We start from the raw sequence: 25,393 nt of genomic DNA, 5'->3' as shown, positions 1-25,393 counted from the left end.
ATTACCAACCTGGTAATGCTTTTTTTGTAATTTTTAAAATCTGCTTTCATTCCAGTTATCATGAATCCAAGTTCGAATATTCAACTGACTGTGTATGTTGGATGGAACTTCGAACCTTATCATTTTTTCAATTTTTATAGCTGACAATTTATTTTGTAAACTCCAGATATCACTGAGTTTATTGATGAAATAAAGAATTTCATAGCCTTCTTTTCTGTTTAGTAAAGTGCTGTCGGGTTCACCGGTCACCCTTGGATCATCGGGTTCTATTGCACTCCAGGAATAGTCTGTAAAATAAAGATCGGTTTTTGTAATTAGTGCCATGATAAAAATTTTATTCAAAAATAATTAGGTGTAAAATACCAGCCTTATGGTTTTCCGTATTTTAAAAAAAATTAAATTTGTAATATGTCCCATTTATAAAAAACTAATAATGAGCGAAAAATCAAGACTTGATCAAATAAAAGATGAGTTGGAAACCTTAGACATCAATCCTACCATTTTTGCCAGAAAAGAAATTCATGCATTGCCGGACGTGCTTTCGGAAGACGAAAAACTGGTGTATCTGATTGAAGGAAGAAATAAATTGACCAATCACCACATTGTTTTGGTGGCAACCGAAAGAAGATTGATTTTTGTGGATAAAGAATTCATGTATGGACTAAAGGTAGAAGATTTTTCTTATGATAAAGTAAGTTCCATACAATATGAAAAGTCATTGATGCTGGCTTCCATAGACATTCATATCTCAGATAATGTTCTGGAGATCGATAATGTCGGGAAATATTATGCAGAACTGTTTTGTGAAAAGGTAAGAGACTTCATGGCCCGTCCTAAGGAATATTTCCAGAATAAATCTGAACCTACCGTTTTAGATCAATTGGAACAGTTGGGAAGACTTAAGGACAGTGGAGTTTTAACGGAAGAAGAATTCGCTGCACAGAAGAAAAAACTCATGGAAAAGCTCTAAAAGGGATGATGGAAAATATACAATATCAGATCAGAAAAATAAATCCCGATCTTTTTTCATGGGCACAATCAGAAATGAGTAACTTTTCTGATTTTCTGATGGAAAGTGAAAATATTATTCATATCATCGATGGAATTTATGATTATAATGCGGTTTTTCTTCTATCTACCAATCAGCGGTTAATTTTAAAAGGAATCGGAACAGATTTTATAGATGTAATTCCTCACGAAAAAATTACCTTAATCAATTACCTTGAACCTCAGGAGATGGTCTCTGTATATACAGATGATAAAGTTTTCGGAATTGGAAAAGTTGATGAAATGATGGCATCACAATTTAATAAAAAGGTGAATACTTTTATATTTGGCAATAGAGAGGATATCGCAGAAGAAGAAAATGATCATGAAGAATCTGTTTTCGTTTTATTGGAACAGCTCGGAAAATTAAGACAAGGTGGAATCTTGACAGAGGAAGAATTTTCATCACAAAAGAAAAAACTACTTGAAAAATTGTAATATTATTTTTCACTATAAATACAAAGTTGTAATTTGGGTTAATGCAAACATTACTGAGCATTAATCCTTAAACTATTAAACATAAAACCAAATGAACACTGAATGCGCTTTATGCGGAAGTACACTCACATCCATGGATACGCTATTAGGCGAAAATAAACTTTCCGACGGAGGAGTTCTCTGCAATAAATGTCTCAATAAAGCCACCAATATCAATAAAGACCTGGTGTCAGACCTGGGTAACTACAGTATTGTTCAAATAAGAAGTATGGTCCTGAATGAAGGAAGCGAACCGGAAATGGCCATCGAAACTGAATCATTTGAAACTATACAGATTGCCCAGCCAAGGATCGTTGAAACCCCATCCCAAAGTATTCAGTTCACGTATACACCGGATGAGCCTAGCAGATTGGATGAAATTAAAGATCAGATCGTAGCAACGGGCGCTAAGCTTAGTCTTTTTGTAAATAGTGAGGTAGAGGAACTTGTGAATGTCCTTGATGAAAATGAAAGACTTATTGCCATTGCAGAAGGAAAATACCTTCATAATAATCTGGAAGGGATTGTGGTTTCCACCGAGAGAAGAATTATTTTCGTTGATAAGAAATTTTTCGGAGGAGTCTTTGAAAACGAATTTTTACTGCAAAAAGTAAGTTCGGTAGAACATGATACCAGTCTGATATCCTCAACGCTAAAGGTATACACCCCCGGCTTCACTGCTGAATTTAAGCTGTATATAAAAAGTGCTGCAAAAAATTTCCACGATGCCATACAGAATTATATCGGACGTTCTGAAGATCAAATCAGAATACAGCAGATGCAGGCACAACAACAACAACAACAACAACAACAAGTTGTACAGCAGCCTCCTAAACCCCATCAGAATTCTGAACAAAAAGCAGCACCTTCCTTGATTTTTGAACAGCTTGAAAGACTGGGCAAACTTCGGGAAATGGGGGTTCTGACGGAAGAAGAATTTGCAGAACAGAAGAAAAAGCTTCTGGCTAAACTTTAAAAAGACCATACAATGAGCAATATCTGTGCATTATGCAGTGCTGAACTGACGTCAATAGACACGCTTCTCGGCGAAAATAAACTTTCGGACGGCGGAAATCTCTGCAACAAATGTCTGGATAAAGTAAGCAGTATCCATCAGGAACTTCTGTATAATCTCAATACATTCAGCATCCGGGATATTAAAAATCTTGTAGAAACAGGTACAATACAACCGGAAACAACTGAACAACCTCAGGAAAATAAAATAGAAAGTATGGTGGTTTTTGCCTCTAATGAAATGTCCCGGGATCTTTACAAAAGAAGATTGAAAGAAATAAAATATCAATTGGAGCAGGTAGGAGCCAATCTCTCTATGTTTGCAAAAGGCGAAATCAAAGAACTGCCTCACATTCTTGCCATAGATGAGGTTATTCTGGCCGCCACTGATGCTCAGTTCATAAAAACGGTAGATGCAGGAATGCTTTTGGTGACTCCCAAGAGAATTGTTTCTGTGTCGAAAGCTATGTTTGCACCGGTAAAAGTAAATGAATATCCAAACGAAACCATCAGTCAAGTAAGTTTTGTAAACAATTCCATATCTCCGGTTATTAAACTGCATACACAGGATAAAATTGTTGAGTTCGAATGTTTCTGTGACAGGCTGGATGGAGAACGCTTTTACGACTTCATCCATAAAATTTATAATCAAAATAAAACACCGAAAGAGACGCCGGAAACAAAAGAAGTAGCATCGAATCTTATTTTTGAGCAACTTGAAAAACTGGGGAAATTAAGGGAAAACGGAATCTTAACCGAACAGGAATTTGCAGAGCAGAAAAAGAAACTTCTGGGCCAGCTTTCATAAATATAATCCATAATCATGGCTGATAAAGTATCTCATGATATTGTAGAGAAATGGCTGAAAGCATGGTCACTGTCAAGGCAGCTTCCTCTTCCGGTACGGTATAAATCAGGCTTTAAAGTAGAAGTAGGAGAGGAAAAGCAAAAAATAAGATATATTTTTTCTGAGTTGAATGATGATTTTATCGAACTTTCAAAACAAATTGACGAACACTGGATCTACCTCAAAGTTTGTGCTTCTCCGGATGAAGTGAAAAATAAAGTACCTGATCAATGGGTAATACAGCCTCCCGGTTACATGATGTCCTGTTTCGGACCTATGAAGGTTAAGGTTGCAAACCTATGCAAAGGCTACCGGATTGAATCTGAAAAATACAATTCCACAACAGTCATTAAAATCATTGCGGAAAACGATGAACTGGCTTGTGTCGGCCGTGTTGTGATGGTAGATGATCTCGCTGTTTACGACAGAATTATAACAGAAGAGAAGCACCAAAGAAAAGGTCTCGGTACTTTTTTGATGCAGGAACTTGAAAAAGTAGCTGTATCAAAAGGTATTTCAAATAATTTTTTAGTAGCTACCGAAGTGGGGAGAAGTCTTTATCAATCGATGGGGTGGGAGCTTTATAGTCCTTATACGTCTATCGTTATTCCCAAAATTTAATTTTTAAGGTTTAAAGTTAACCTTAATAAATCCCCATTATAAGATTTAGAAACATTAGGTATATTTGTCGAAAATAATAAAACCATGGAAAATTACCTGGAAATCAACAAAAATTCCTGGAATGCCAAAGTAGACCCGCATTTGAAATCGGATTTCTATTTTGTTGATGAATTTTTAAAAGGAAGAACCTCTCTCAACTCCATAGAACTGGAGCTATTAGGAGATATAAAAGGAAAAAGTGTTCTGCACCTGCAGTGTCATTTTGGTCAGGACTCTATTTCGCTTTCAAGAATGGGAGCGGAGGTCACCGGAATTGATCTTTCGGATAAAGCCATTGAGGCCGGAAAAAATCTTGCCCAACAATGCGGGACCGAAACCAAATTTATTTGCTCGGATGTTTACAGTCTTCCGGATATTCTGGATCAGAAATTTGATATTGTGTATACCAGCTACGGAACCATAGGCTGGCTGCCTGATCTTGATCAATGGGCTGGTGTGATCAGTCATTTTCTAAAGCCTGGCGGGAAATTTGTCATGGCAGAATTCCATCCGGCAGTTTGGATGTTCGATGATGATTTTACCAAAGTAGCCTACAATTATTTTAATGAAAAGCCCATTGTAGAAACCTTTGAAGGCACTTACGCTGACAGATCTGCCGATATTATTCAGGAATACGTGATGTGGAACCATTCTCTGGGCGAAGTCCTTCAAAATCTGATCAACCATCAAATTGAGCTGGAAATCTTTCAGGAATTTGACTGGTCACCCTATCCATGTTTTAGCCATCTGGACGAGTTTGAAAAAGGAAAATGGAGAATTGCACACATAGGAAATAAAATCCCGATGGTGTATAGCTTAAGAGGAAGACAAAAGTAGGTTTATTTACTTCTTTCGTTAATACATCAATTCACTCATTGATTCCGGATTCTTCTCATATTCTTTGAGACTCTATACCAAGAGCCTTGGATTTGATATTGATTAAAGTTTGATCAATTTCTTGAGCTATTTTTACTCTTTAAAAAAATAATTTATTCTATTATTTTAAATTCTTTTATAATTATCTTTTTGAGTATTATGAATCCCATTTATTTTTTTTAATGAATTTTATCAAGTTATGTAAATATTTGTAAATCAGATATTTAACATAATAAAATAATTCTTACCTGTTTTGATTTATTGTATATTTTTAAAATGATTTTTTTAAAATTAATTGCTAATCATTAAAAAAAACGATTATGAAAAAAACAATTTTATTAGGAACTTTATTCTTAGCAGGTTTAGTTTCTGCATTCCCTTTCAGAACATCTTGTGGAAAAGTTGTTCAAGTTAGCCAAACAATTGCTAACCATATGTCATTGGATCAATTAGCAAACTATCTTGGTGATGTCAATGGTGAACAGTGCCCTGGTTCAGGAGACGTGGTTGTTCATATCTATCATCATTAAAAATTAAAGAATCTAAGACCGCCATAAAATTTGGTGGTCTTTAATTGGAAAAAAGACAATTAAAATGAAAAAAAGTATAGTATTATTTCATCTATTAATGGTTATCATCGTTTTTTCTCAAAAAAAATTTAATGTTGTCTATGAAGCAGATTATAAGTTAAACTATAAATTATCAAAGGCTAATGCCTTAAAAAAAGAAACGACTTTTGCACTTCTTATCAATGAAAACTCATCTTTCTTTAAAGATTTACATAGATATATCTCAGATTCTTTAATAGTAGAAAAGAAACTTAATACGCTTGAAGAAGCTATGAAGTATAACACCGATTTTAGGGGGTATATCGGTACCACTTCAGGAAAATTATATGTTACTGATGAAATTAATTATGTTTATTTTGGATATGAAGAATCAAATAATATTCAATGGAAGATTAAAAATGAGTTTAAAACAGTTGCAGGTTATAAATGCCAAAAAGCAGAAGCCATAAAATATGGCAGAACTTGGATAGCATGGTTTACAATTGATATTCCTTTTTCATTCGGACCATATAAATTTAATGGTTTACCGGGTTTGATTACTGAAGTTTATGATAGTAAAGATGATTATCATTATACTCTCTATGCCTTCCGCAAAAGAAAATACATATGTAAATCCGCCAATATTGCAAACAATGTCAAAAAACTGACAAAGGAGAAAGTCGCAGAAGTCTTTAAAAATAGACTCGCAGGAAAAATGAGATTAAATGAACAATTTATTGAAAGCAAGGAAGATATAGAGTATATGAGACGTAATGCTGAAGCTTTAATAAAAAATTATAATCCCATTGAGCTAAGCATAGAATAGATTTTCATATTTGTCAGCTTTATAAACCCCATACTAGGGTGTTTCTCCTTTATTTTGGTAGTTATTATTTTTATCATTCCATCTTTTTGCCTATAAGAAAAGTCATCGTAATCCTGAGACTACGATGACTTTCTATATATGAATGTTAAAAAAACTAATCTGCTTTTAGCTTAAAGAATCTTCTGCTTTTGTCTTAGCTTCATCTACTTTGTTCTGAACCTGGGAAGCCACGTCATTGGCTTTGCTTTTTACATCATTTCCCCATTTGTTCAGATTGTCTTTAGCGGTATTGATTTTATCTTTTACAGCCTGCTTCTCTTCAGGAGTAGAATTTTTGTATTTCCAATATGCTAAAGCGCCAATTCCTAGTAAAGCTAATAAACCTTTTGTCTTGTTTCCCATGATTTCTATTTTTAAGATGTTGTATTAAAATTTGTTATTACTAAACATGTAAAATACGTGCCAAAAAATTAAATCAGATGATAAAAAAATGTTAAAATTATTGGAAGACTCCAAAACTTTCACCATCAAAACTTGCAAAGACCATCGTAGGATAAGAATCCTGATGATAGATATTTCCGTCTTTATCTATCGCGATAGCTCCTGCGAACCCGTCAATCACTTTTAGCTCCTCAAAAGTCTTGGTAAAGGCCTGTTTAAGACTCATCCCGTCTGTGGTTCTTGTGACGATTTTTGCAGCAGTGGCATTGCTTATAATATCTTCTCCAACACCTGTACAGCTTACAGCACAAATGGCATTGGCATAATTTCCTGCCACCGTCGCTGAATCTGATATCCTTCCCGGAATTTCAAAGCCTTTTCCTCCGGTAGATGTTGCCACAGCCAGTTTCCCTTCTTTATCAAGAGCAACACAGCCTACAGTCCCTTTTCCGCCATTATTCAGTTTAGCTTCATATTCGCTTCTTCTCTGAGGAATTTCAGTAGAAAAATTTTCAAAACCGTGTTCGGATGCATATATTTTAGCTCCATTTCCGCCGAGAACCCTGTCATCTTCATTGATGAGTGCTTTCGCTACGAAAATAGGATTCTTTACTTCCTGAAGATTGATCACACCGCTTAATTTCTGCGTTTGTCCGTCCATAATAGCGGCGCTCATACGGATCACACCGTCACTCTGTATCTGGGAACCAATGCCTGCATTGTACAAAGGATCATCTTCCAGAAGGGAAACAGCATAGGCTACTGTATCAAATGCAGAATGAGTCTGAAGATAATCAAAGGCTTTCTGAGCGATATGCTTCAAAGAATTTTGTTTAGCTGTCTTTACTTCATGGCTTTGATCGCTTTCGGAGAAAAAACCGCCGTGGATTATTATTTTCATATACTATAGGTGTCAATTGTGAAAATCAATTGTCAAGATAAGGTTAAAAATTTTAGCTGATGAAATTTACGATTCATCATTGACCATTTACTTTTATTTGTCCTGCGGTATCGGATTAAACTGAGAATTCTCTATCGTCAGTTTTTTTGTGGTAAGATCGTAATGGTCATTCATAGACATGACGTGTACGGTAAGGTTATCGATAGAAATAGGTTCTCCAAGGTTGATATTGGTAAGGTTCGTATCTTTAATGAATCGTCCGTCTACCAGGATCACAAGACCTGAACCTACAGCAGTCATGACGTCATCATGAATAAAAAGTCCGGTATCTTCACCCAATCCGATTCCCAATGTTCGTGGATTGTTGACTACAGCCTGGAAAAGACGTCCAATTCTGCCTCTCTGTACGAAATGCGTATCAATAATGACGTTATCTATTAAACCTAATCCCTGGGTGGTTTTAATTTCACCTTTTAAAAGCGATTCAGAGCTGCTTCCCTGATAAATCATATTTTCAGAAGCGGCGGCTGCACCGGCAGAAGTTCCGGAATAAATAAAATCCTGTTCCTGGTATTTCAGTAAAATGGTATCGTGAAATCGGGTTCCTCCGAGAATAGAAGTCAGTCTAAGCTGATCTCCACCGGTGAACATCACCACATCTGCAGCATTAGCCCTTGCGGCCATAGCATCGGAATTGGCCTCTTCACGGTTGTGGATATCGAGGATGTTTACATTTTTGGCACCCAGAAATTCAAAAGCTTTTTTATATTCTGTACCTACAATTTGTGGGATTTGCGAGGCTGTCGTTACGATTTCGATGACAGAATTTTCTTTGTGCTTTGATTCGTTAATGATCTTTCGCAAGATCCCTCTTTCAAAGAAATTAAGGTTTTTTTCAATGTTCTGGTCGAAATCGGTTTCTGCAAAACTTCCTTTGTTTACAGCTCCTCCGATAATAATTAATTTTCCAACGGGTCTCATCATAGTATGCAAATTTAAAAAATAATTGACATTTGACGAAATTCATACCACATTTAAATGATTTTTAATCTTTTAGGATTGTTAATTTATTTTAATTCTTTTTTGAGAAATGTTTAAATGTGGTATAGTTTCGTTTAGGGTTTTACATTATCTTTGATTTTTGAAGGAGTTATTGTTAACTGATAAAAATGCAAATAGATTATGAAAATTGAGAAGATACAGGCACTACGCGGCCCAAATATCTGGAGTATCAGAAGAAAGAAGCTGATACAGATGAGATTGGACCTTGAAGAAATGGAGAATTATCCTACCAACAAGATCGACGGATTCAGGGAAAGAATTCAAAAACTGATCCCGTCTCTCATTACTCACAGATGCTCAGAAGGAGTAGAGGGCGGATTTTTTCACCGGATAGAAACGGGAACCTGGATGGGACATGTCATTGAACATATCGCCCTGGAAATACAGACGCTGGCGGGTATGGATGTAGGTTTCGGAAGAACTCGTGAAACAAAATCACCGGGAATATATAATGTGGTCTTTAATTATATTGAAGAGAATGCAGGGATTTATGCTGCTGAAGAAGCCGTAAAGATTGCAGAAGCTCTTATTGAAGATAAAGAATATGATATTCATGCCTGTATCCATAGATTAAAAGAAATCAGAGAACGTGTTCGTCTGGGGCCTTCTACTGGAAGTATTGTAGAGGAAGCGGTTTCCAGAAGAATTCCGTGGATCAGATTAGGAACAAACTCGCTTGTACAGCTTGGTTACGGTGTGAATCAGCAGCGTTTTCAGGCGACCATTACCGGAAAGACAAGTTCTATCGCGGTAGATATTGCATGCAATAAAGAGTTGACAAAAAAAATGCTTCATGATGCGGCTATTCCGGTTCCTATCGGAGATTTGGTCGTGGATGAAGAAGGCTTAACCGATGTCATCAGAAAGATTGGTTATCCTATCGTTCTGAAACCACTGGACGGAAACCATGGGAAAGGGTCTTCCATCAATGTAAACGATTGGGAAGCTGCCAAAATAGGGTTGGAACATGCTCAGAAATATTCCAGAAAAGTAATTGTTGAGAAATATGTTACAGGCTACGACTTTAGGGTTTTGGTCATTAATAATAAAATGGTGGCTGCGGCAAGAAGAGTTCCTGCTCACGTTGTGGGTGATGGTGAACTGAATCTTCAGGAGCTGATCGATAAAGAAAATAAAGATCCGAGAAGAGGATATGGTCATGAAAATGTCCTGACCGAAATAGAAGTGGATAAAGATACATCCGAGCTTCTTGAAAAACTTCATTATACCCTTGAAACGGTTCCTCACAAAGGAGAAATCGTGTATTTAAAGTCTACAGCCAATCTTTCTACAGGGGGTACATCCATAGACGTTACAGATATGGTACATCCGGAAAATATCACGATGGCTGAGAGAGTTTCCAAAATCATTGGTTTGGATGTCTGCGGTATTGATATTATGGCAGAAAATCTTACGCAACCCCTAAAAGAAAGCGGCGCTGCGATCATAGAAGTGAATGCTGCACCGGGATTCAGAATGCACCTGGCTCCAAGCGAAGGTCTTCCGAGAAACGTAGCAGCACCGGTGGTTGATATGCTATATCCTCCGGGAAAACCTTTTACGATTCCCATTATTGCAGTAACAGGAACCAACGGAAAAACAACAACGACAAGACTGATCTCACATATTGTAAAAAGCAACGGCTACAGAGTAGGTTTCACGACTTCTGATGGTATTTATATTCAAAATACGATGCTTACAAAAGGAGACACTACCGGACCTCTTTCTGCTGAATTTGTTTTAAAAGATCCGACTGTTGAATTTGCTGTGCTGGAAACAGCCAGAGGAGGGATTCTTCGTTCAGGCTTAGGATTTTCACAGTGTGATATTGGAGTTTTAACCAATATTGAGGAAGATCATTTGGGAATGAATGATATCCACAATCTGAAAGACCTGACGAAAGTAAAAAGAGTAGTTCTGGACAGTGTAAAGAAAAACGGCTGGAGCGTTCTGAATGCAGACAACGAATATTCTATGAAGATCATCAATGATCTTGACAGCAAAGTTGCCATTTTCAGTATGGATGAAAATAATCCTCATATTGTAAAATTTGCCAAAGAAGGAAGAATTACCTGTATTTATGAAGAAGGTTTTGTAACGATTAAAAAAGGCGATTGGAAGATCAGAATAGGAAAGGCCAAAGACTTCCCGATTACGATGGAAGGGAAGGCCAGATTTATGATCGAAAACGTTCTGGCAGCTAGTTTGGCCAGTTATCTTTACGGTTTTGCCATTGAAGATATTTCCAATTCTCTGAGAACTTTTATTCCGAGTGCCCAGCTTACACCGGGAAGACTGAATGTTTTTAAATTCAAAAGCTTCAAGGTGCTTATTGATTTTGCTCACAATCCTTCAGGGTATGAAGCGATCGAAGATTATCTTAAAAACGTAGAATCTACAAAGAAAATCGGTATTATTTCCGGGGTAGGTGACAGACGTGACAGTGATATCAGAGAGTGCGGAAAAATCGCCGGAAGAATGTTTGATTACATCATTATCAGAAATGAAAAGCACCTTAGAGGAAGAACTGAAGAGGAGATCAATGGATTGATTATCGACGGGATCAATGAAGCAGGAAGAGATGTAAGCTATGAGATCATTCCAAAAGAAATTGAAGCCTTAAAACACGCCATGGGAATGGCTGAGGACGGAACTTTCATTACGGCTTTAAGTGACGTTATTTCAAACGCAATCGACCTTGTACAGGAGTATCAGGCACGGGAGCTGCTGGAAGACGATAAAAATTCATAAAATAAATAAGATATATGTAAAACGGCTGAATTTTCAGCCGTTTTTTATTTTAAACAAAAGATCATATGATCTGCAAAATCTGTTCAATCTGCGAGAGTTTTTTTAACGTTAAGTTTTATTAAAAGTATGTTCTACTTTTTATGTCATGCAAAGAAGACGGTAGAACCGCTAATGAAGTTGAATGGGGAAACGTTTGCTTAATCGAATCGATCCCTGATCGATTCCGTCTTTGCAAGCTTAAACTATGCATTGTTATTGTAAAATCTTTGCGTCAAAAAAAACAGATCAACTGCTTTATTCCAAATCAAACAATATCTTAGCTTTTTGAACATACGCTTCTGAGTCCTGTGAAAGATCAAGAAAATACTCTGTCTGCCATTTTTGAGTCGCTTTTGCCTGTCTACTTTCTGTGAGATCCCAGCTTGGATAGACTCTGATTCCTCTTTTCCCTATCTTTTTTTCATGTGACAAGATTTGTTTTTCAATGAGTATTTCTTTCGGGAAGATAAAAAGCCCTTTGTTATGATCCTTGAATGCAGAGATCAGATAGAAATCAAAGACATCTCCTGAATCAAACGGAGTTGTTTCTCCCTTTTCATTCCGTTTCCAGATGGTTACAAACTGACCTGTTTTAGTAGGTGTTATTTTAGCTGTGCGGAATTTAATTTTTAAATCGTTGAGTGTAAAACCGCAACCGGAGTAGTCTTTAGATTCAGTGTCCTGTTCTATATTTGAAAGTCTCAGTCCGAGAGGCTGAAAAATAAGTTCATCAACATTTTTAAGATTCATTGAGTGCATTTTTATTTTTCGCTGTTTCCTGTCTTGCAAAAATAGAAAATCCTCCTGAATTCAGAAGGATTTGTTGTATTAATCAAGATTTGATTTGTTTCTTATTAGTCTCCAAAAAACGCATTGGAACTCCCAATCCATATGGCATCTTTTTTATTAAAATCTACATTCACCATAGCAGCTTTTGTCATTCTTCCTAGATTTTCAAGTAGAATAGGACGGTCTTCATTTTCGTGCCAGATATAAAGAAGTCGGATTTCTGCTTTTGAAAACTCTCCGTTAATATCTTCAAAAATAGGTTCGTAAGTTACTTTTCTCTGTAAGATATAATTCTCCTTGTCCTCAATAGCGTCCGTGATTTCCTTTGTCGGGTTTAAATTCACGCCGCTTCCTGCAAATGAAAATAAAGGTTTCAGTACAAAATGTTCTAAGCTTTCATGCTCCGGAAATTCGTGCAGGAAATAACTTTTAGGAACAAACTGATGTTTCAGCATCGGAAGAAGGAATTTGGAGATCTTAAAGAACCAGTTAGGATGCGTGACCCATTGTACATCAATATCTTCACGAAAATCGAATCCGGCTTTTAAATCAGGAATTCTGTCGAGTTCATCAAAGATCACGCGGTTATAAATTCTTTTAATCTCAGTTAGTTTTCCATTGTTTTCGTAAAACAATTTTCTGCCTTCTTTTTTAACTTTGGTCAGACACACTGTCTTTATGCCTAATAGTTTTTCCGTTAATGCAAAGTCTATAGCCGTCTTCTGTTTCTCCGGAAAGATTTCAAGTAAAATAACGTGTTCAGGATTTTCGTCTCCTACAATCAGTTGTTTTAAGTGATTTTTAAATTCCTCATTGGGCATTTTATTTTTGATCTCCGAGAGAAAAGGGTAGACCTCACAAAACGTTTCTTCAAAAGTCTTTTGAAAAGCATATAAGGAAGGAAAAGCCTGCAGTTCGATCAGTTGGGGTTCTATTTCTCCGTTTTCGCTTCTGCAAATTCCGAAATCTATCGTGAAAAAGTGAGGATGTTGGGTATCATTGGGAACTCTGCAATTGTCAGGAACAGCTTTGTAAAGGACTTCAGCAGGAAGTGCTTTGATCTGGTCAATAATGCTGTCGCTGGCGTGAAGAAGTTTGTTTTTAAATTCATTGGGAAGAAAAATAGGACTTTCCGAAATTCTGAAAGCTGGTGCCATACCGCCTTTTTCCGTAAGAATGTCTTTGAGCTGATCGTATTTTTCCTGTGAAAACTCCTGATTGAACTGTTTTCTGTATTGTGGGATCATATTTTTTCTTTGTGATTTGATTTTAAAAAATCGAGCATTTCTGCCCGATTTTTAGTTGTATTGTTGTTAATACAATTTTTATTAATGATGCTTCGACTCCGCTAAGCAAGACACCTCTAATACTGACTGTTTTTCAGCATTGTCATGCTGAGCGGAGTCGAAGCATTTATTGTATAAAAAAACTTAAGCTAAAACTTCACTTCCCTTCAAAATGTTTTTTTTTGCAGACTGAAGGAATCTCGGTAAGATCTGGCTTCTGGTAAGGATAATCTTGTCTTCATCATCTATTCTGTCTACCGTTTCAAGATATTTCTCCATTCCGAAGTTCTCGATCATTGCCGTTTTATTTTTTTCGTCTTTCAGATTTTCAATCATGCCTTTTGGATCAGCTTCCGGATGGAATTGGGTCCCGAATATTTCATCAGAGAAACGAACCGCCATTACCGCTCTTTCCAGATCGATATGCGGTCTGGATTTTTCGATAGCCATGATTTTCATACCTAATTTATCAAAACGTTCCACATCCGGTTCAATGAACTGATAAGCTCTTGAATCTACAGCGTAGAAAGGATCCTGAAGATTTTTGAACAAAAACTCCTGTTCTCCATCCTCTGTTTTGTGAACCGGCATTACCCCGAAAGAATAAGATCTTCTTTTGCAGATATTTCCCAGTTTCCAGTGAATGCTCGCCAGTTGGAATGAATGGCAGATCAGGAAAAGATATTTTTTATCTTCATTGTATTGGTTGTGCTCTAGGACAGAGTCCAAAAAAGCGGCATACCGGTCTTCCCATTCCAAGCCTTCTCTGTGAGGATTTCCCGGGCCGCCTGAAGAAATAAAGATGTCAAAATCTTCGATGTTAGGCATTTCATTTTTAAACCTTACATCAAATGTTTCGATGATTACATGTTCTTCAGAGCTCTGCTGGAATGCTTCCGAAATCTCTTTAATATTTCTAAAGCCTTGATTCACATGATTGTTGTTCATGTCTATCAATGCGATTCGAATATCTTTCATACTACTTCATATTTTTTACAAAGTTACCGAAAATATTATGAAGCGGTTTCGCCATGTGTTATGCCATACTCAGTTTCTGAGATCATGTAGTCTACTACTTTGGTAAGATCGCCGGTCTCATTAAAGACTTTAAGCTGTCTGTCGGCTCCTGTTCCGTTTTCGAGAATAGTCCACGCGTACTCAACTTCTTTTCTGCAGTCAAGATCATCGACAACGTCATCAATGAATTCCAGAAGCTCCTTCAACAGGTGAGGATAAGGAACGGATTCTTCTTTCCCGAAATCGATCAGATGGGCTTCAATACCACTTTTGGAGGCTCTCCATTTGTTCTCGTTCAGTAATAATCTTCTGTAACTTCTGAAACTTAAATTCTGCTGATGAAGTTTATAGATTTTCGCGACCAGACTCTGCATAATGGCAGCCATACAAACCGTTTCTTCTATCCTTAAAGGCATGTCGCAGATTCTGAACTCAATGGTTGGGTAGAACGGGTGTACACGCAGATCCCACCAGATTTTCTTGGCATTATCAATGGTTCCCGTTTTTACCAGAAGTTCTACATAACTGTCAAACTCAGCCAGTGAATTGAAATAGCTGGGAATACCCGTTCTCGGGAATTTCACAAAAATTTCCTGTCTGTAAGATTTGAACCCTGTATTTCTTCCGATCCAGAAAGGAGAGTTCGTAGAAAGCGCATAGACGTGCGGCAGAAAATAACGCATCACATTCTGAATCCTTACACCTTCTTCACGGTTGGGGATTCCGATATGAACGTGAAGTCCGAAAATCAGATTTCCGCGGGCCACATCACCCATATCGTCTACGATCTTGTTATAACGTTCACCGTTCGTGATCGTATTGTGCTCCCAGTTTGAAAAAGGGTGAGTTCCGCCTCCGGCTACCCGAAGACCCTGTTCATGGGCTGTGTTGATCAAATGTCTTCTCAGATTGGTCAGTTCCGCTCTGGCTTCCTTGATATTCTGGCAGATGCCGGTTTCCATTTCAATCATGGATTCGTGCATCTCGTGTTTTAAATTCTCACTTAAAACCGCTTTTCCACCTTCAATTATTTTCGAAACATGAGATATTAAGTCTCTGCTCTCAACATCAATGATCTGATATTCTTCCTCGATTCCAATAGTAAACTGATGCATTTTTTTTCGTGTTTTTTTATTTTTTAATGGTTATTTTACGGAGTCTTTTACAAAAGTACCCCAAGAGATATTAGGTTTCCCCGGAACATATTCTTTTGCTTTTTCAATGGCCAGTTTGGCGGAATGTTCTACAATCCATGCAAAGTTTTCTTCACCTACCGAGTTTCTATCTGCATCAGGAGCCGGATTACAGAAATCAATCGCATATGGAATTCCGTCTCTGATCGCAAATTCTACTGTATTGAAATCATAGCCCAGTGCTTCATTCATGGTAATGGTATAATCATGAATGGTTTTTAATAATTTTTCCAGTTCTGCTCCTTTGGTCTGATGCGTGGTCGCATACCTCAGATGATGCGCATTACGCGGCTCATATGGCATGATGTGGACGTATTTTTTGCCCAGGCAATACACCCTGTAATAATCGTCGAAAACAATCTCTTCCTGAACCATCATCACAAGTTGCTCTGTTTCGCTTAATTTGTTCCAAAGATCATCCGGATTTTCCACTCTGTAGACACTTTTCCATCCACCGCCGTCGTGAGGTTTCATATAAGCAGGAAATCCTACATAATCGAAAATATATTCCCAGTCGTGAGGGAACTTCAGGTTTCTGAATGAAGTTTCTGAAGTATCCGTTGGCCTTTCGTGTGAAGGAAGAAGTACCGTTTTCGGAAGCGGAATTCCCAGTTTTGACATCAGTGCATTATTGAAAAATTTTTCATCTGCACTCCACCAGAATGGATTATTAATTACATAAGTTCCGTTAAGTGCAGCATTTTTTAAATACGCTCTGTAAAAAGGAACATCCTGCGAAATTCTGTCGATAATGACTGCATAGCCGTAATCAGCACCCTGTTCCAGTTTGTCGATATTAACAGGTTCAGCAATGATTTCGCCGCCGCCCAGTTCATTCACCTTGTCGATAAACGCCCAAGGAAACGTATCTTCCATACCGAATAGAATTCCCACTTTTTTTGCCATAATTTCTGTTTTTAAATTGGTGTATGTTTTATTTTTTATCTTCTTAAATGTACTGCTTTTTACGAAAAAAAAGTACTTATAAATGTTGGAAATACCATTCTCCATAACGGCCAGTCATGATTGATCCATTTTCTCTCATCATACCAGAAGTCGATGCCTTTTGAGCTTAGGATTTCAGCCATTTCGATGTTTTTGTCCCTGCAGATGTCCTGATCTGAAGTACTCAGAACGATGTGCATATGCTTGTATTTCCAGGCTTCGTCGTTCTTTACAAATTCTCTCGGACAGTTAAAATAAACCAGCTCATCCGAGTATCCGTCCATGAAATTCCTGATGCTGAAAGCTCCCGAAAGACAGAACAGATGCGAAACCACATCCGGAAACCGGAAAGCAAAATTAGCGGCATGGTACCCTCCGAAACTTGCTCCGGCCACTGCGACACGGTGTGTTTTATGAATCTTCTGGATGTATGGAATAAATTCCTGAATCAGAAACTGCACATACAGCTCGTAATTCTTAATTCTTTTCTGGGGAGAAATCTTTTCATCATAAAAACTCCAGCCATCAATGGTCTGAATATTATAAAGTTTCACTTTTCCCTGTTCTATAAACCAGTTGATGCTTCCATTCAGATGGAAATCGTGATTTTGGGTATACTGCCCCTGAGAAGTAGGAAACATAATGATCGGATGTCCGTAATGTCCCGTCACTTCTATTTTAAGGCTTGTTCCTAATATATTGGAGTAATAATCTGTATGTTCTATATGCGGCATTGATAAATTTCTTTTGTTATGGTTTTTAGCTTGTCAGTTTGCTTTTCGGTGGGAGAATATTCAGCATTTCTGCCTGTATCTTTTCTGCAGCGCTGTCTAATCTTTCCTGTATGATATCCGGATCGGTAGATTTGTAAACAATTCCGACATGGTGGTCGATCGGAAGAAATTTGATGGCTTCCTCACTTTCAAAAGCGGTATAGTCCGGCTCTTTATCTTTGATCAGGGCGATAATCAGTCCTGAGTAGTAACCTGTAGGTTTTGAAGCTTGGTAGCTTTTTCCGCGCAGCAGAGCATCTTCAATTTTGGCCCATTCTCGCCAGATATTAATATTGCTTGAGGCTTCTACCAAATCCGGAATATGTGCACCGCCCACTCTGGAAGAAGTTTCAAGGAAATACCATTTTCCATCTGCTTTTCCACGGATAAATTCGGTGTGGGTAGCTCCGTTCAGAAGGCCAAAATTGGATAAAACTTTGGTATTGGCTTCATCAAGCGCTTTAAATTCTTCAGAATATCTTCCCAGTGTTTTTGATCTGAATACGCCGCCTTCGTGAGAAACCTGCATCGGCGGAGCCAGGTATTTTGAAGCAGAAGTAAATACAATTTCTTTATTAAAGGTCAGACTGTCCACATGGTATACATCACCAGGCTTAAAGCTTTCCAGCAAAAACAGGTGACGTTCTTCTCCCAATGTATTCAGTTCCGCCCACAGTTCATCTTTGGAAGAAAACTTTTTAATCCCGGATGCAGAGGCTTCCGATCTTGGTTTTAAGACCCACGGAGCAGGAACTTTTTCTATAAAGCTGTTGACTTCGTCATTATTAAAAACAGCCGTAAACTCGGGAACACTGATTCCCGAATCTTTTGCCTTCTGGCGCATTGCCAGTTTATCTCTGAAATACCGGTGGGTAGTCTGTCCCATCCCGGGGATACGGAATGTTTCTCTGATCAACGCCGCCTTTTCTACATCATAGTCATCAAGTGCCACTACTGCATCTATTTTTCTGGTGGTCATAAGATGGGAAAATCCCTGAACCAGATGATCCAGATTCCAGACGGACGGTCTTAATTCTGTCATATAAAATACCTCATCGATGGCGTGCCAGGGCCAGTTTTTTTCTTTAAGACCCTCCGATGTTACCAAAATCACTTTGTTACCGAGCTTCTTCATTTCATCTATGAAATCATAGCCCTTGTAATAGCACGAAATACATACTATAATTTTCTCCTCCATATAATGTTTTTTAATTTTTAGTAAATTATCAAAAATAAAAGCAATTTTTTATTGATTAATTAATGTTAAAAACATGAATTAACTGCGTTTTTGAGAATGTACAATCAAGTATACAGAGAAATTTTGAAAAAAACTAATTTTTAGTGATAATTTTCAATTAAATCGGCCAGCAGCTGCACTCCGTAGCCGGTTGCAGCTTTTTCCTTTGCATATCCCGTACTTCCGAATGCTACGCCGGCAATATCCAGATGCGCCCATTTTGGGTGATTTTCTATAAACTGCTCCAGGAATTTAGCGGCTATAATGCAGTCGCCGATAGGTTTCATAGAGATATTTTTAAGATCAGCCACATCAGACTGGATGTCGTCTTTCCAGATGTCCCACAAAGGAAGATTCCACACCCTTTGGTTGGTGTTATCTCCGGTTTTTACCAGAAGATTTTTCAATTCATCATTATTGGAGAACATCGCTCCGCAGGTATCTCCGAACATTCTCACTGAACTTCCCGTCAGTGTTGCAAGATCGATCAGGAAATCTGTTTTGTAGTTTTTCGCCAGATAAGAAAGTCCGTCTGCCAGGATCATTCTGCCTTCCGCATCTGTATTCAGAACTTCAATAGTTTTTCCGTTATAAGCTGTAATGACATCACTCGGAAGAAAAGCCTTCTCCGAAATAGCATTATCCGTAATAGGAAGCACCGCAATGATATTCACCGGAAGTTTCATTTCTGCCGCGTATATTAAGGTTCCGATAACAGCCGTAGCGCCGCCCATATCAGATTTCATATAATGCATATTGTCCGGATTCTTTAGTGAAACGCCTCCGGTATCAAACAGGACGCATTTTCCTACCAGTCCAAATGTTTTGGCATTTTTAACCGTCGTTTTATACTCTATAATCGTGAAAGCAGCATCATAAGCACTTCCCTGATTCACCGACAGATAAGCACCAAGTCCCAGTTCCTCACATTTTTTCCTGTTGAATACGGTGTATTTTAATTCATGTTTTTTGGCTAAATTTTTAAGATACAGACTGAGCATATCCGGTTTCTTAAGATTGGCAGGTTTATTCAGCCATTCCTGACAGGCAGTTTGTCCGTTAGCCAAAGCTTCGGCTTTTGAACTTATAGCGTCCAGTTTTTTCTGACTTATATTTTCGAAATGGATCTCAAATTTAGTATTCCAGCAAGCATGTTTTTTATCAAAAGGATAAGTGTATGTTCCGAAAAGCAGTCCTTTTACAAATTCTTCAAACTGCTTTTCTTTCAGGAAATCTGCCACCAACAGAGTAGGGGCAGCCTGAAGCTTGTCTTTTTGGGTCTGGGAGAATTTAACGGCTACCTGCTGAACCTCGAAATTCTGTAAGGTAGATTTGCCCAAACCTATTAGATAAGTAATGCTTTTGTCGTCAGTGTGGATGAAAACTTCATTTTTCTTTCCGGTAAAAAAAGAAGCAACATTTTTATTATAATTTTTGTTGGATTTTGTCCATTCTTCTTCGGTGAAAAGTTGAAAGATTTGGGTGTAGTTTTTATTTTTTTTATTGATTAATTTCATAAACTTAATTTTTAATACTTTGTTGTTGTGGTTTTACTTCTACAGGGTTTTCCGTGTTGTCATAGAACAGCCATTCAATGGCTCTCGGGAACTCCTGTGACCAGTAAAATTCGCTGTGGGTTCCTTCCGGATTAATGCTCGTCCTGAATTCAAAATCAAAAAGATTTTTCTTTTCCCAGCGTTTTAAATATTCTTCGAAAACATGGATCCTTTTGACCATTTTAGACCCTTCCTGACCGCCGCCGTAGAGATAGATTTTAGTTTTAAACGGAACCCTGAAGCTCATCATTGGGAAATTATTATTTGGCTCTACCCAAAGTGAAGGCGAGAAGATCAGCAGTTTGGAATAAACCTCCGGATAAAGGAATCCGCTGTAAATACTGATCAGTGCACCCAAAGAACTACCCCCGATTCCGGTATTGTCGCGGTCTTTTTTGGTGCGGTAATGTTCGTCCACAAAAGGTTTCAACGTATCGGTAATGAAACGGATGTACTTTTTTCCTTCAGAACCGTTGGCCACATTGTCGTTGTCAAAAATATATTCCTTGATACGCTCTTCACTGCCGTGTTCTATGGCAATGATAATGACGTCGCCACGGCCATATTCCGCAAGGATAGATAACTTTTTGTCGATTTCCCAGTTTCCGTAGCCGCTTCCTTCGTTGAAAAGATTTTGAGCGTCCTGTAGATAAAGGACCGGATAGCTTTTATCGGCTACATAATAATCGTAGGGCAGTACAGCCCAGACTTTACGGTACCGTTCCAGCTGCGGAATGTAGAATTCCTCGGAAATAACTTCTGCGATCGGGAAAAATTCTTTTTTGAAAGGACCCCAGTTGAGCCTCCACTTTTCAATGCTATCAGATGTTTTCCCTTTTGCTTTATCAGCCTTCCGGTTGGGGGTGATATTTCCGTACTTATCGAGTTCCACGTTTTCCCATCCGCCTTTTGTGAATTTGTATTCCACGGTATCGGGAAGAATTTCATTGTTGATTTCTATGAAGTAATTGTGTGAATCCAGCTGTTTAAGCTGATAACTGTAGTCCCTCGGGTTCCAGTTGTTGAAATTTCCGGTGATGTACACCGTTCTGTCGTCGCTTTCTTCTGTATAAAGTTCAAACCTCATCCTATGTGTTTAATATAAATTGGAAAGCTAAATTTATAAAAAAGATTGTTTTAAAATCATAAAAAAATGAATGTTAAAAATAATATATTTGATCAATGTGCTGAAAAGCTTGAACGTTACGGGGTACGGAGCGCGGATTTGAGAGTAGGATATGAGTTTGTTTAAGAGTTGAGTTGTCTGATTAGATTTGCTAGTTGCTAGTTGCTAGTTACTAGTTGCTAGTTGCTGATTGCTGGTTGCTGGTTGCTAGTTGCTAGTTACTAGTTGCTAGTTGCTGATTGCTGGTTGCTGGTTGCTAGTTGCTAGTTCGTAATAAATATTGCCTATGTCTAATATTTTGATTGCGTCAAACTAATGTTTCTAAACTTTTACAACTTAAAACTCACCATTAGTATTTTTTACATCAATTTCAACCTTAGCCTAAAAGTCTCATATCTGAAATCTGAAATCTGACATCTTGATTCGTGGTTCTTGACTCTTGGCTCTACAATAAGTGGTATCTCATTCAAAAGTCTGTTAACATAATAATAAATTGACTAATTATTAACCGTTATTGCAGGGAATTTTCGTAGTTTCAGAAAAAAATAAAGTAAGACCATATCTTGATGAATTCTGTTAAAACCTATACGCTGTTCACGGATCATGATGTCTACCTTTTCAAAGAAGGAAGGCATTATAAGCTGTATGGGAAATTTGGAGCACACTCTGTTGAAAAAGACGGTGTAAAAGGCGTCTATTTTTCGGTCTGGGCTCCCTATGCCAAAAAAGTTTCCGTTATAGGAAATTTCAACAACTGGAATCATAAAGATCATATTCTGTTCCCGAGATGGGACGGCTCCGGAATTTGGGAAGGTTTTATTGCCGGACTTACATGGGGTACTTTATATAAATATGCTATAGAAACAGCTAGAGGTGACATTCTGGAGAAAAGTGATCCTTATGCTTTAAGCTGGGAGCAGAATCTGCAGGCGGCATCATTGGTTTCCACAACTTGGTACGAATGGAGTGATGAAGAATGGATGGAAAAGCGCTGGAAGAATAACAGTCTGGACGCACCGATATCCGTTTACGAACTTCATCTGGGTTCATGGGTCAGACAGGGAGAAGCTCCGGATGATTATTTAAATTATCGTGATATTGCTAAAAAGCTGGTTCCTTATGCCAAGGAAATGGGTTTTACGCACGTAGAATTCATGCCGGTTATGGAATATCCGTATGACCCGAGCTGGGGATATCAGATCACAGGTTTTTTTGCCGCTACTTCACGTTTCGGTTCACCACAGGATCTGATGTTTCTGATTGATGAACTTCATAAAAATGATATCGGGGTTATTCTGGATTGGGTACCGTCCCATTTTCCGGGTGATGCTAATGGACTTCACCGTTTCGACGGTTCCTATCTTTATGAGCATGAAGATCCGAGAAAAGGTTTTCATCCCGACTGGAAGTCATATATTTTCAATTACGGCAGAAATGAGGTTAAATCTTTTCTGATTTCCAATGCCATGTTCTGGCTGGAACGGTATCATGCCGACGGACTTCGTGTAGATGCGGTGACCTCAATGCTTCATCTGGATTATTCAAGGAACGAGGGGGAATGGGAACCCAATATAGAAGGTGGAAATGTAAACCTTGAAGCCAAAGCTTTCCTGCAGGAATTCAATACGGCGGTTTATAAAGAATTTGGCGACAGCATCATGACGATAGCTGAAGAAAGTTCAGATTTTCCTCTGCTTACAAAACCCGTTCATGACGGTGGCGTAGGTTTCGGAATGAAATGGATGATGGGATGGATGCATGATACGCTGGATTATTTTAAAGAATCTCCCGAAAACAGAAAATACCATCATCATAAAATTACTTTTGCCTCCGTGTATATGTATAATGAAAATTATATGATGCCGCTGTCACATGATGAAGTAGTCCACGGGAAAGCAAGTCTTATTTATAAAATGCCAGGCGACGAATGGCAGAAATTTGCCAATCTCCGTGCGCTTTACGTGTATATGTATACCCATCCGGGAGCTAAGCTTCTCTTTATGGGAGATGAATTCGCACAAACCGGTGAATGGAATTTTACCCGCAGTCTGGATTGGCATTTGCTGGAATATCCTGTTCATAAAGGAATGCAGACGCTTGTAAAAGATCTTAATCATCTTTATCGGGATGAAACTGCATTCTACGAAAATCAGTTTAATAAAAACGGGTTTGAATGGGTAGAAGCGGATGATCTGGAGAATTCGGTGTATGTATATCTGAGAAAAGGGAAAAGAAGAGATGATGTTCTGATGGTTGTTTTGAATCTGACACCACAGGTTTTGGAGTATACAATAGGAGTGAGCGCAGGAACTCATTGGGAAGTTGTTCTTAATTCTGATGATCACAGATATAGCGGAAGCGGGACGGAAGCTGAAATTCTGAATGAAAAATATGAAGAATGGATGCGCCATCCGAAATCTATCACCTTAAAACTGCCACCATTGGCTGGAATTGTTTTAAGACAGAAAAAAGATAAAAAGTATAAATTACACAGAATAAAACATAAGAAATAAAGAATGATGATGTTGGGAATTAAAGCAAAATCTGACAAAATACAAATGACACTGAAATTATGGTAATCTATCACTTAAGTACAGAATGTTATCCGGTAGCCAAAGTAGGCGGCCTGGCAGATGTTGTAGGCGCATTGCCGAAGTATCAGAACAAAATAAAAGAAATAGACGCCAAGGTGGTCATGCCGTGGTACAACAAACCTTTCGTCCATAATCATGAATTTGACATCGTTTTTGATGGTTTTATCCATCAGGGACCGGATATGCTGCAGGTTCAGGTGATGAAGGAGAAAACGGATACTTTGGGATTTGAGCTGTATATGGTAAAGGTTCCGGGACTTTTAGACCGGGAGAATCCTTATGGGTATCAGGATGAAAGTTTTCAGTTTATCGCTTTTCAGCATGCGGTACTGCATTGGCTGACTGCCATGAAGATCCGTCCGCATGTCCTGCACTGCCACGATTACCATACAGGATTAGTGCCTTTTATGACCCAGCACTGTCCGGAATTTGAATTTTTAAAAGGAGTAAAAACAATAGGAACAATCCACAACGGGGAATATCAGGGCATGATGAGCTGGAATATGGCGAATTATATGCCGTCTTTTGATTCATATAAATGGGGTCTTATGGACTGGAATGGTTATATGAATCCATTGGCAAGTATGATTAAATGTGCTGATGCTTTTACCACTGTTTCTGAAGGGTATCTGGAAGAACTGTTCATCAGCTTCCGTGGACTGGAAAGCCTGGTGCGTGAAGAATTTGGAAAGGCGTATGGGATCATCAACGGGATTGATACGGAAGTTTGGGACCCTGAAACAGATCCGATGCTGGATTTTAATTTCAATAGTAAAAATGCGGTTGCCCAAAAGAAGAAAAACAAAGAAAAACTCTGCAAAGAATACGGTTTGAAACCTGATCTTCCTTTGTTTGCTTTTATTGGAAGATTTGCTACGGAAAAAGGAGCCGATTTCCTTCCGGATGTCGTCTGGAAAAGCATTAAACAGAGTTACGGCGCTTTAAATATTATGATTCTCGGTTCAGGAAACACCTACATTGAGAATAAGCTTAAAGAATACGAACATACCTATACCAATTTTGCACTGGATCTGGGCTACAAAGAGCATCTTTCCCATAAGATCTATGCTTCGGCGGACTTTCTGCTGATGCCGTCAAGAGTAGAGCCTTGCGGACTGAACCAGATGTATTCCATGAGATATGGCACGGTTCCTGTCGTAAGATATACCGGAGGTTTGAGGGATACGGTAGAAGATATTTCAACCGGAGGAGCTGGTTTGAATTTCACCTATCCGGGGGTAGATGATATTGTCCACGCCATGAACAGGGCGATGGCAATTTATAATCAGAAAGGGGTAATGAAGGAGTTGATTCATGCGAACATGAATTTTGACTTTGCATGGGAGAAATCTGCAGAAAAATATATAGCTTTATATAATAACTGATGT

Annotated in this window: 24 protein-coding genes; 11 read left to right on the top strand and 13 right to left on the bottom strand. The window is 38.2% G+C overall.

Going from position 1 to position 25,393, the window contains the following annotated elements; all coding sequences use genetic code 11:
• Nucleotides 1-33: 33 nt before the first annotated feature.
• Nucleotides 34-324, bottom strand: a complete 291-nt coding sequence (locus BUA72_RS16710; RefSeq protein WP_072924006.1) for a hypothetical protein — start codon at nt 322-324, stop codon at nt 34-36.
• A gap of 109 nt (nt 325-433) precedes the next feature.
• Between BUA72_RS16710 and BUA72_RS16705 the strand changes: the two genes are divergently transcribed.
• From BUA72_RS16705 to BUA72_RS16670, 8 genes are all read left to right on the top strand, one after another.
• Nucleotides 434-970, top strand: a complete 537-nt coding sequence (locus BUA72_RS16705) for a PH domain-containing protein (RefSeq protein ID WP_072924004.1) — start codon at nt 434-436, stop codon at nt 968-970.
• 5 nt (nt 971-975) lie between these two features.
• A complete protein-coding gene (locus BUA72_RS16700; protein WP_072924003.1) occupies nt 976-1,485 on the top strand; it encodes an SHOCT domain-containing protein in 510 nt (169 codons plus the stop codon).
• Nucleotides 1,486-1,576: 91 nt separating this feature from the next.
• Nucleotides 1,577-2,500 carry a PH domain-containing protein gene (locus BUA72_RS16695; protein WP_072924001.1) on the top strand — a complete coding sequence of 308 codons (924 nt, stop codon included), beginning with the start codon at nt 1,577-1,579 and terminating at the stop codon, nt 2,498-2,500.
• Between the two features lie 12 nt (nt 2,501-2,512).
• The gene (locus BUA72_RS16690; RefSeq protein ID WP_072924000.1) at nt 2,513-3,346 is read left to right on the top strand and encodes a PH domain-containing protein; all 834 of its coding nucleotides are present in this window, start codon (nt 2,513-2,515) and stop codon (nt 3,344-3,346) included.
• 15 nt (nt 3,347-3,361) lie between these two features.
• Complete coding sequence (locus BUA72_RS16685) at nt 3,362-4,006, top strand: GNAT family N-acetyltransferase (protein WP_072923998.1); 645 nt, start codon at nt 3,362-3,364, stop codon at nt 4,004-4,006.
• A gap of 84 nt (nt 4,007-4,090) precedes the next feature.
• Nucleotides 4,091-4,882 carry a class I SAM-dependent methyltransferase gene (locus tag BUA72_RS16680; protein ID WP_072923997.1) on the top strand — a complete coding sequence of 264 codons (792 nt, stop codon included), beginning with the start codon at nt 4,091-4,093 and terminating at the stop codon, nt 4,880-4,882.
• Nucleotides 4,883-5,241: 359 nt separating this feature from the next.
• On the top strand, nt 5,242-5,451 hold the full coding sequence (locus BUA72_RS16675) for a hypothetical protein (RefSeq protein WP_072923995.1): 210 nt from the start codon (nt 5,242-5,244) through the stop codon (nt 5,449-5,451).
• Nucleotides 5,452-5,515: 64 nt separating this feature from the next.
• Complete coding sequence (locus BUA72_RS16670) at nt 5,516-6,295, top strand: GLPGLI family protein (RefSeq protein WP_072923994.1); 780 nt, start codon at nt 5,516-5,518, stop codon at nt 6,293-6,295.
• Between the two features lie 165 nt (nt 6,296-6,460).
• Here BUA72_RS16670 and BUA72_RS16665 read toward each other — a convergent pair whose 3' ends face one another.
• The 3 genes from BUA72_RS16665 to BUA72_RS16655 all read right to left on the bottom strand — a co-directional run bounded on the left by BUA72_RS16665 (nt 6,461) and on the right by BUA72_RS16655 (nt 8,621).
• Complete coding sequence (locus BUA72_RS16665) at nt 6,461-6,697, bottom strand: YtxH domain-containing protein (protein WP_034725316.1); 237 nt, start codon at nt 6,695-6,697, stop codon at nt 6,461-6,463.
• Between the two features lie 97 nt (nt 6,698-6,794).
• Nucleotides 6,795-7,637 carry an isoaspartyl peptidase/L-asparaginase gene (locus BUA72_RS16660; RefSeq protein WP_072923992.1) on the bottom strand — a complete coding sequence of 281 codons (843 nt, stop codon included), beginning with the start codon at nt 7,635-7,637 and terminating at the stop codon, nt 6,795-6,797.
• 93 nt (nt 7,638-7,730) lie between these two features.
• A complete protein-coding gene (locus BUA72_RS16655) occupies nt 7,731-8,621 on the bottom strand; it encodes a cyanophycinase (RefSeq protein ID WP_394332549.1) in 891 nt (296 codons plus the stop codon).
• Nucleotides 8,622-8,819: 198 nt separating this feature from the next.
• Between BUA72_RS16655 and cphA the strand changes: the two genes are divergently transcribed.
• Complete coding sequence (cphA, locus tag BUA72_RS16650) at nt 8,820-11,450, top strand: cyanophycin synthetase (RefSeq protein ID WP_034725318.1); 2,631 nt, start codon at nt 8,820-8,822, stop codon at nt 11,448-11,450.
• Between the two features lie 294 nt (nt 11,451-11,744).
• On the opposite strand, the gene BUA72_RS16645 is transcribed toward cphA, so the two are convergent.
• The 9 genes from BUA72_RS16645 to BUA72_RS16605 all read right to left on the bottom strand — a co-directional run bounded on the left by BUA72_RS16645 (nt 11,745) and on the right by BUA72_RS16605 (nt 21,372).
• Nucleotides 11,745-12,239, bottom strand: coding sequence for a MepB family protein (locus BUA72_RS16645; protein WP_228407907.1), 495 nt, complete (start codon nt 12,237-12,239; stop codon nt 11,745-11,747).
• 104 nt (nt 12,240-12,343) lie between these two features.
• Nucleotides 12,344-13,525, bottom strand: coding sequence for a hypothetical protein (locus BUA72_RS16640; RefSeq protein ID WP_072923988.1), 1,182 nt, complete (start codon nt 13,523-13,525; stop codon nt 12,344-12,346).
• Nucleotides 13,526-13,708: 183 nt separating this feature from the next.
• Nucleotides 13,709-14,542, bottom strand: coding sequence for a type 1 glutamine amidotransferase (locus BUA72_RS16635; RefSeq protein ID WP_072923987.1), 834 nt, complete (start codon nt 14,540-14,542; stop codon nt 13,709-13,711).
• Between the two features lie 35 nt (nt 14,543-14,577).
• Nucleotides 14,578-15,696 (bottom strand): carboxylate-amine ligase, encoded by a 1,119-nt coding sequence (locus BUA72_RS16630; protein ID WP_034725324.1) that lies wholly within the window; start codon nt 15,694-15,696, stop codon nt 14,578-14,580.
• Between the two features lie 30 nt (nt 15,697-15,726).
• Nucleotides 15,727-16,680, bottom strand: a complete 954-nt coding sequence (locus tag BUA72_RS16625) for an ATP-grasp domain-containing protein (protein WP_072924185.1) — start codon at nt 16,678-16,680, stop codon at nt 15,727-15,729.
• Between the two features lie 59 nt (nt 16,681-16,739).
• Nucleotides 16,740-17,453: an alpha/beta hydrolase-fold protein gene (locus BUA72_RS16620; RefSeq protein WP_047456090.1), complete on the bottom strand. Its 714-nt coding sequence runs from the start codon at nt 17,451-17,453 to the stop codon at nt 16,740-16,742.
• A gap of 25 nt (nt 17,454-17,478) precedes the next feature.
• Nucleotides 17,479-18,690: an ATP-grasp domain-containing protein gene (locus BUA72_RS16615; RefSeq protein ID WP_072923985.1), complete on the bottom strand. Its 1,212-nt coding sequence runs from the start codon at nt 18,688-18,690 to the stop codon at nt 17,479-17,481.
• Nucleotides 18,691-18,830: 140 nt separating this feature from the next.
• Nucleotides 18,831-20,246, bottom strand: coding sequence for a leucyl aminopeptidase family protein (locus tag BUA72_RS16610; RefSeq protein ID WP_072923984.1), 1,416 nt, complete (start codon nt 20,244-20,246; stop codon nt 18,831-18,833).
• Between the two features lie 4 nt (nt 20,247-20,250).
• On the bottom strand, nt 20,251-21,372 hold the full coding sequence (locus BUA72_RS16605) for an alpha/beta hydrolase-fold protein (protein WP_047456087.1): 1,122 nt from the start codon (nt 21,370-21,372) through the stop codon (nt 20,251-20,253).
• Between the two features lie 605 nt (nt 21,373-21,977).
• Between BUA72_RS16605 and glgB the strand changes: the two genes are divergently transcribed.
• Nucleotides 21,978-23,924 carry a 1,4-alpha-glucan branching protein GlgB gene (glgB, locus tag BUA72_RS16600; protein ID WP_072923982.1) on the top strand — a complete coding sequence of 649 codons (1,947 nt, stop codon included), beginning with the start codon at nt 21,978-21,980 and terminating at the stop codon, nt 23,922-23,924.
• A gap of 59 nt (nt 23,925-23,983) precedes the next feature.
• Nucleotides 23,984-25,390: a glycogen synthase gene (locus BUA72_RS16595; RefSeq protein WP_072923981.1), complete on the top strand. Its 1,407-nt coding sequence runs from the start codon at nt 23,984-23,986 to the stop codon at nt 25,388-25,390.
• Nucleotides 25,391-25,393 lie beyond the last annotated feature (3 nt).

The organism is Chryseobacterium sp. OV279, assembly GCF_900128945.1.
Lineage (GTDB): Bacteria > Bacteroidota > Bacteroidia > Flavobacteriales > Weeksellaceae > Chryseobacterium.
This window is presented reverse-complemented; position numbering and strand designations above follow the sequence as displayed.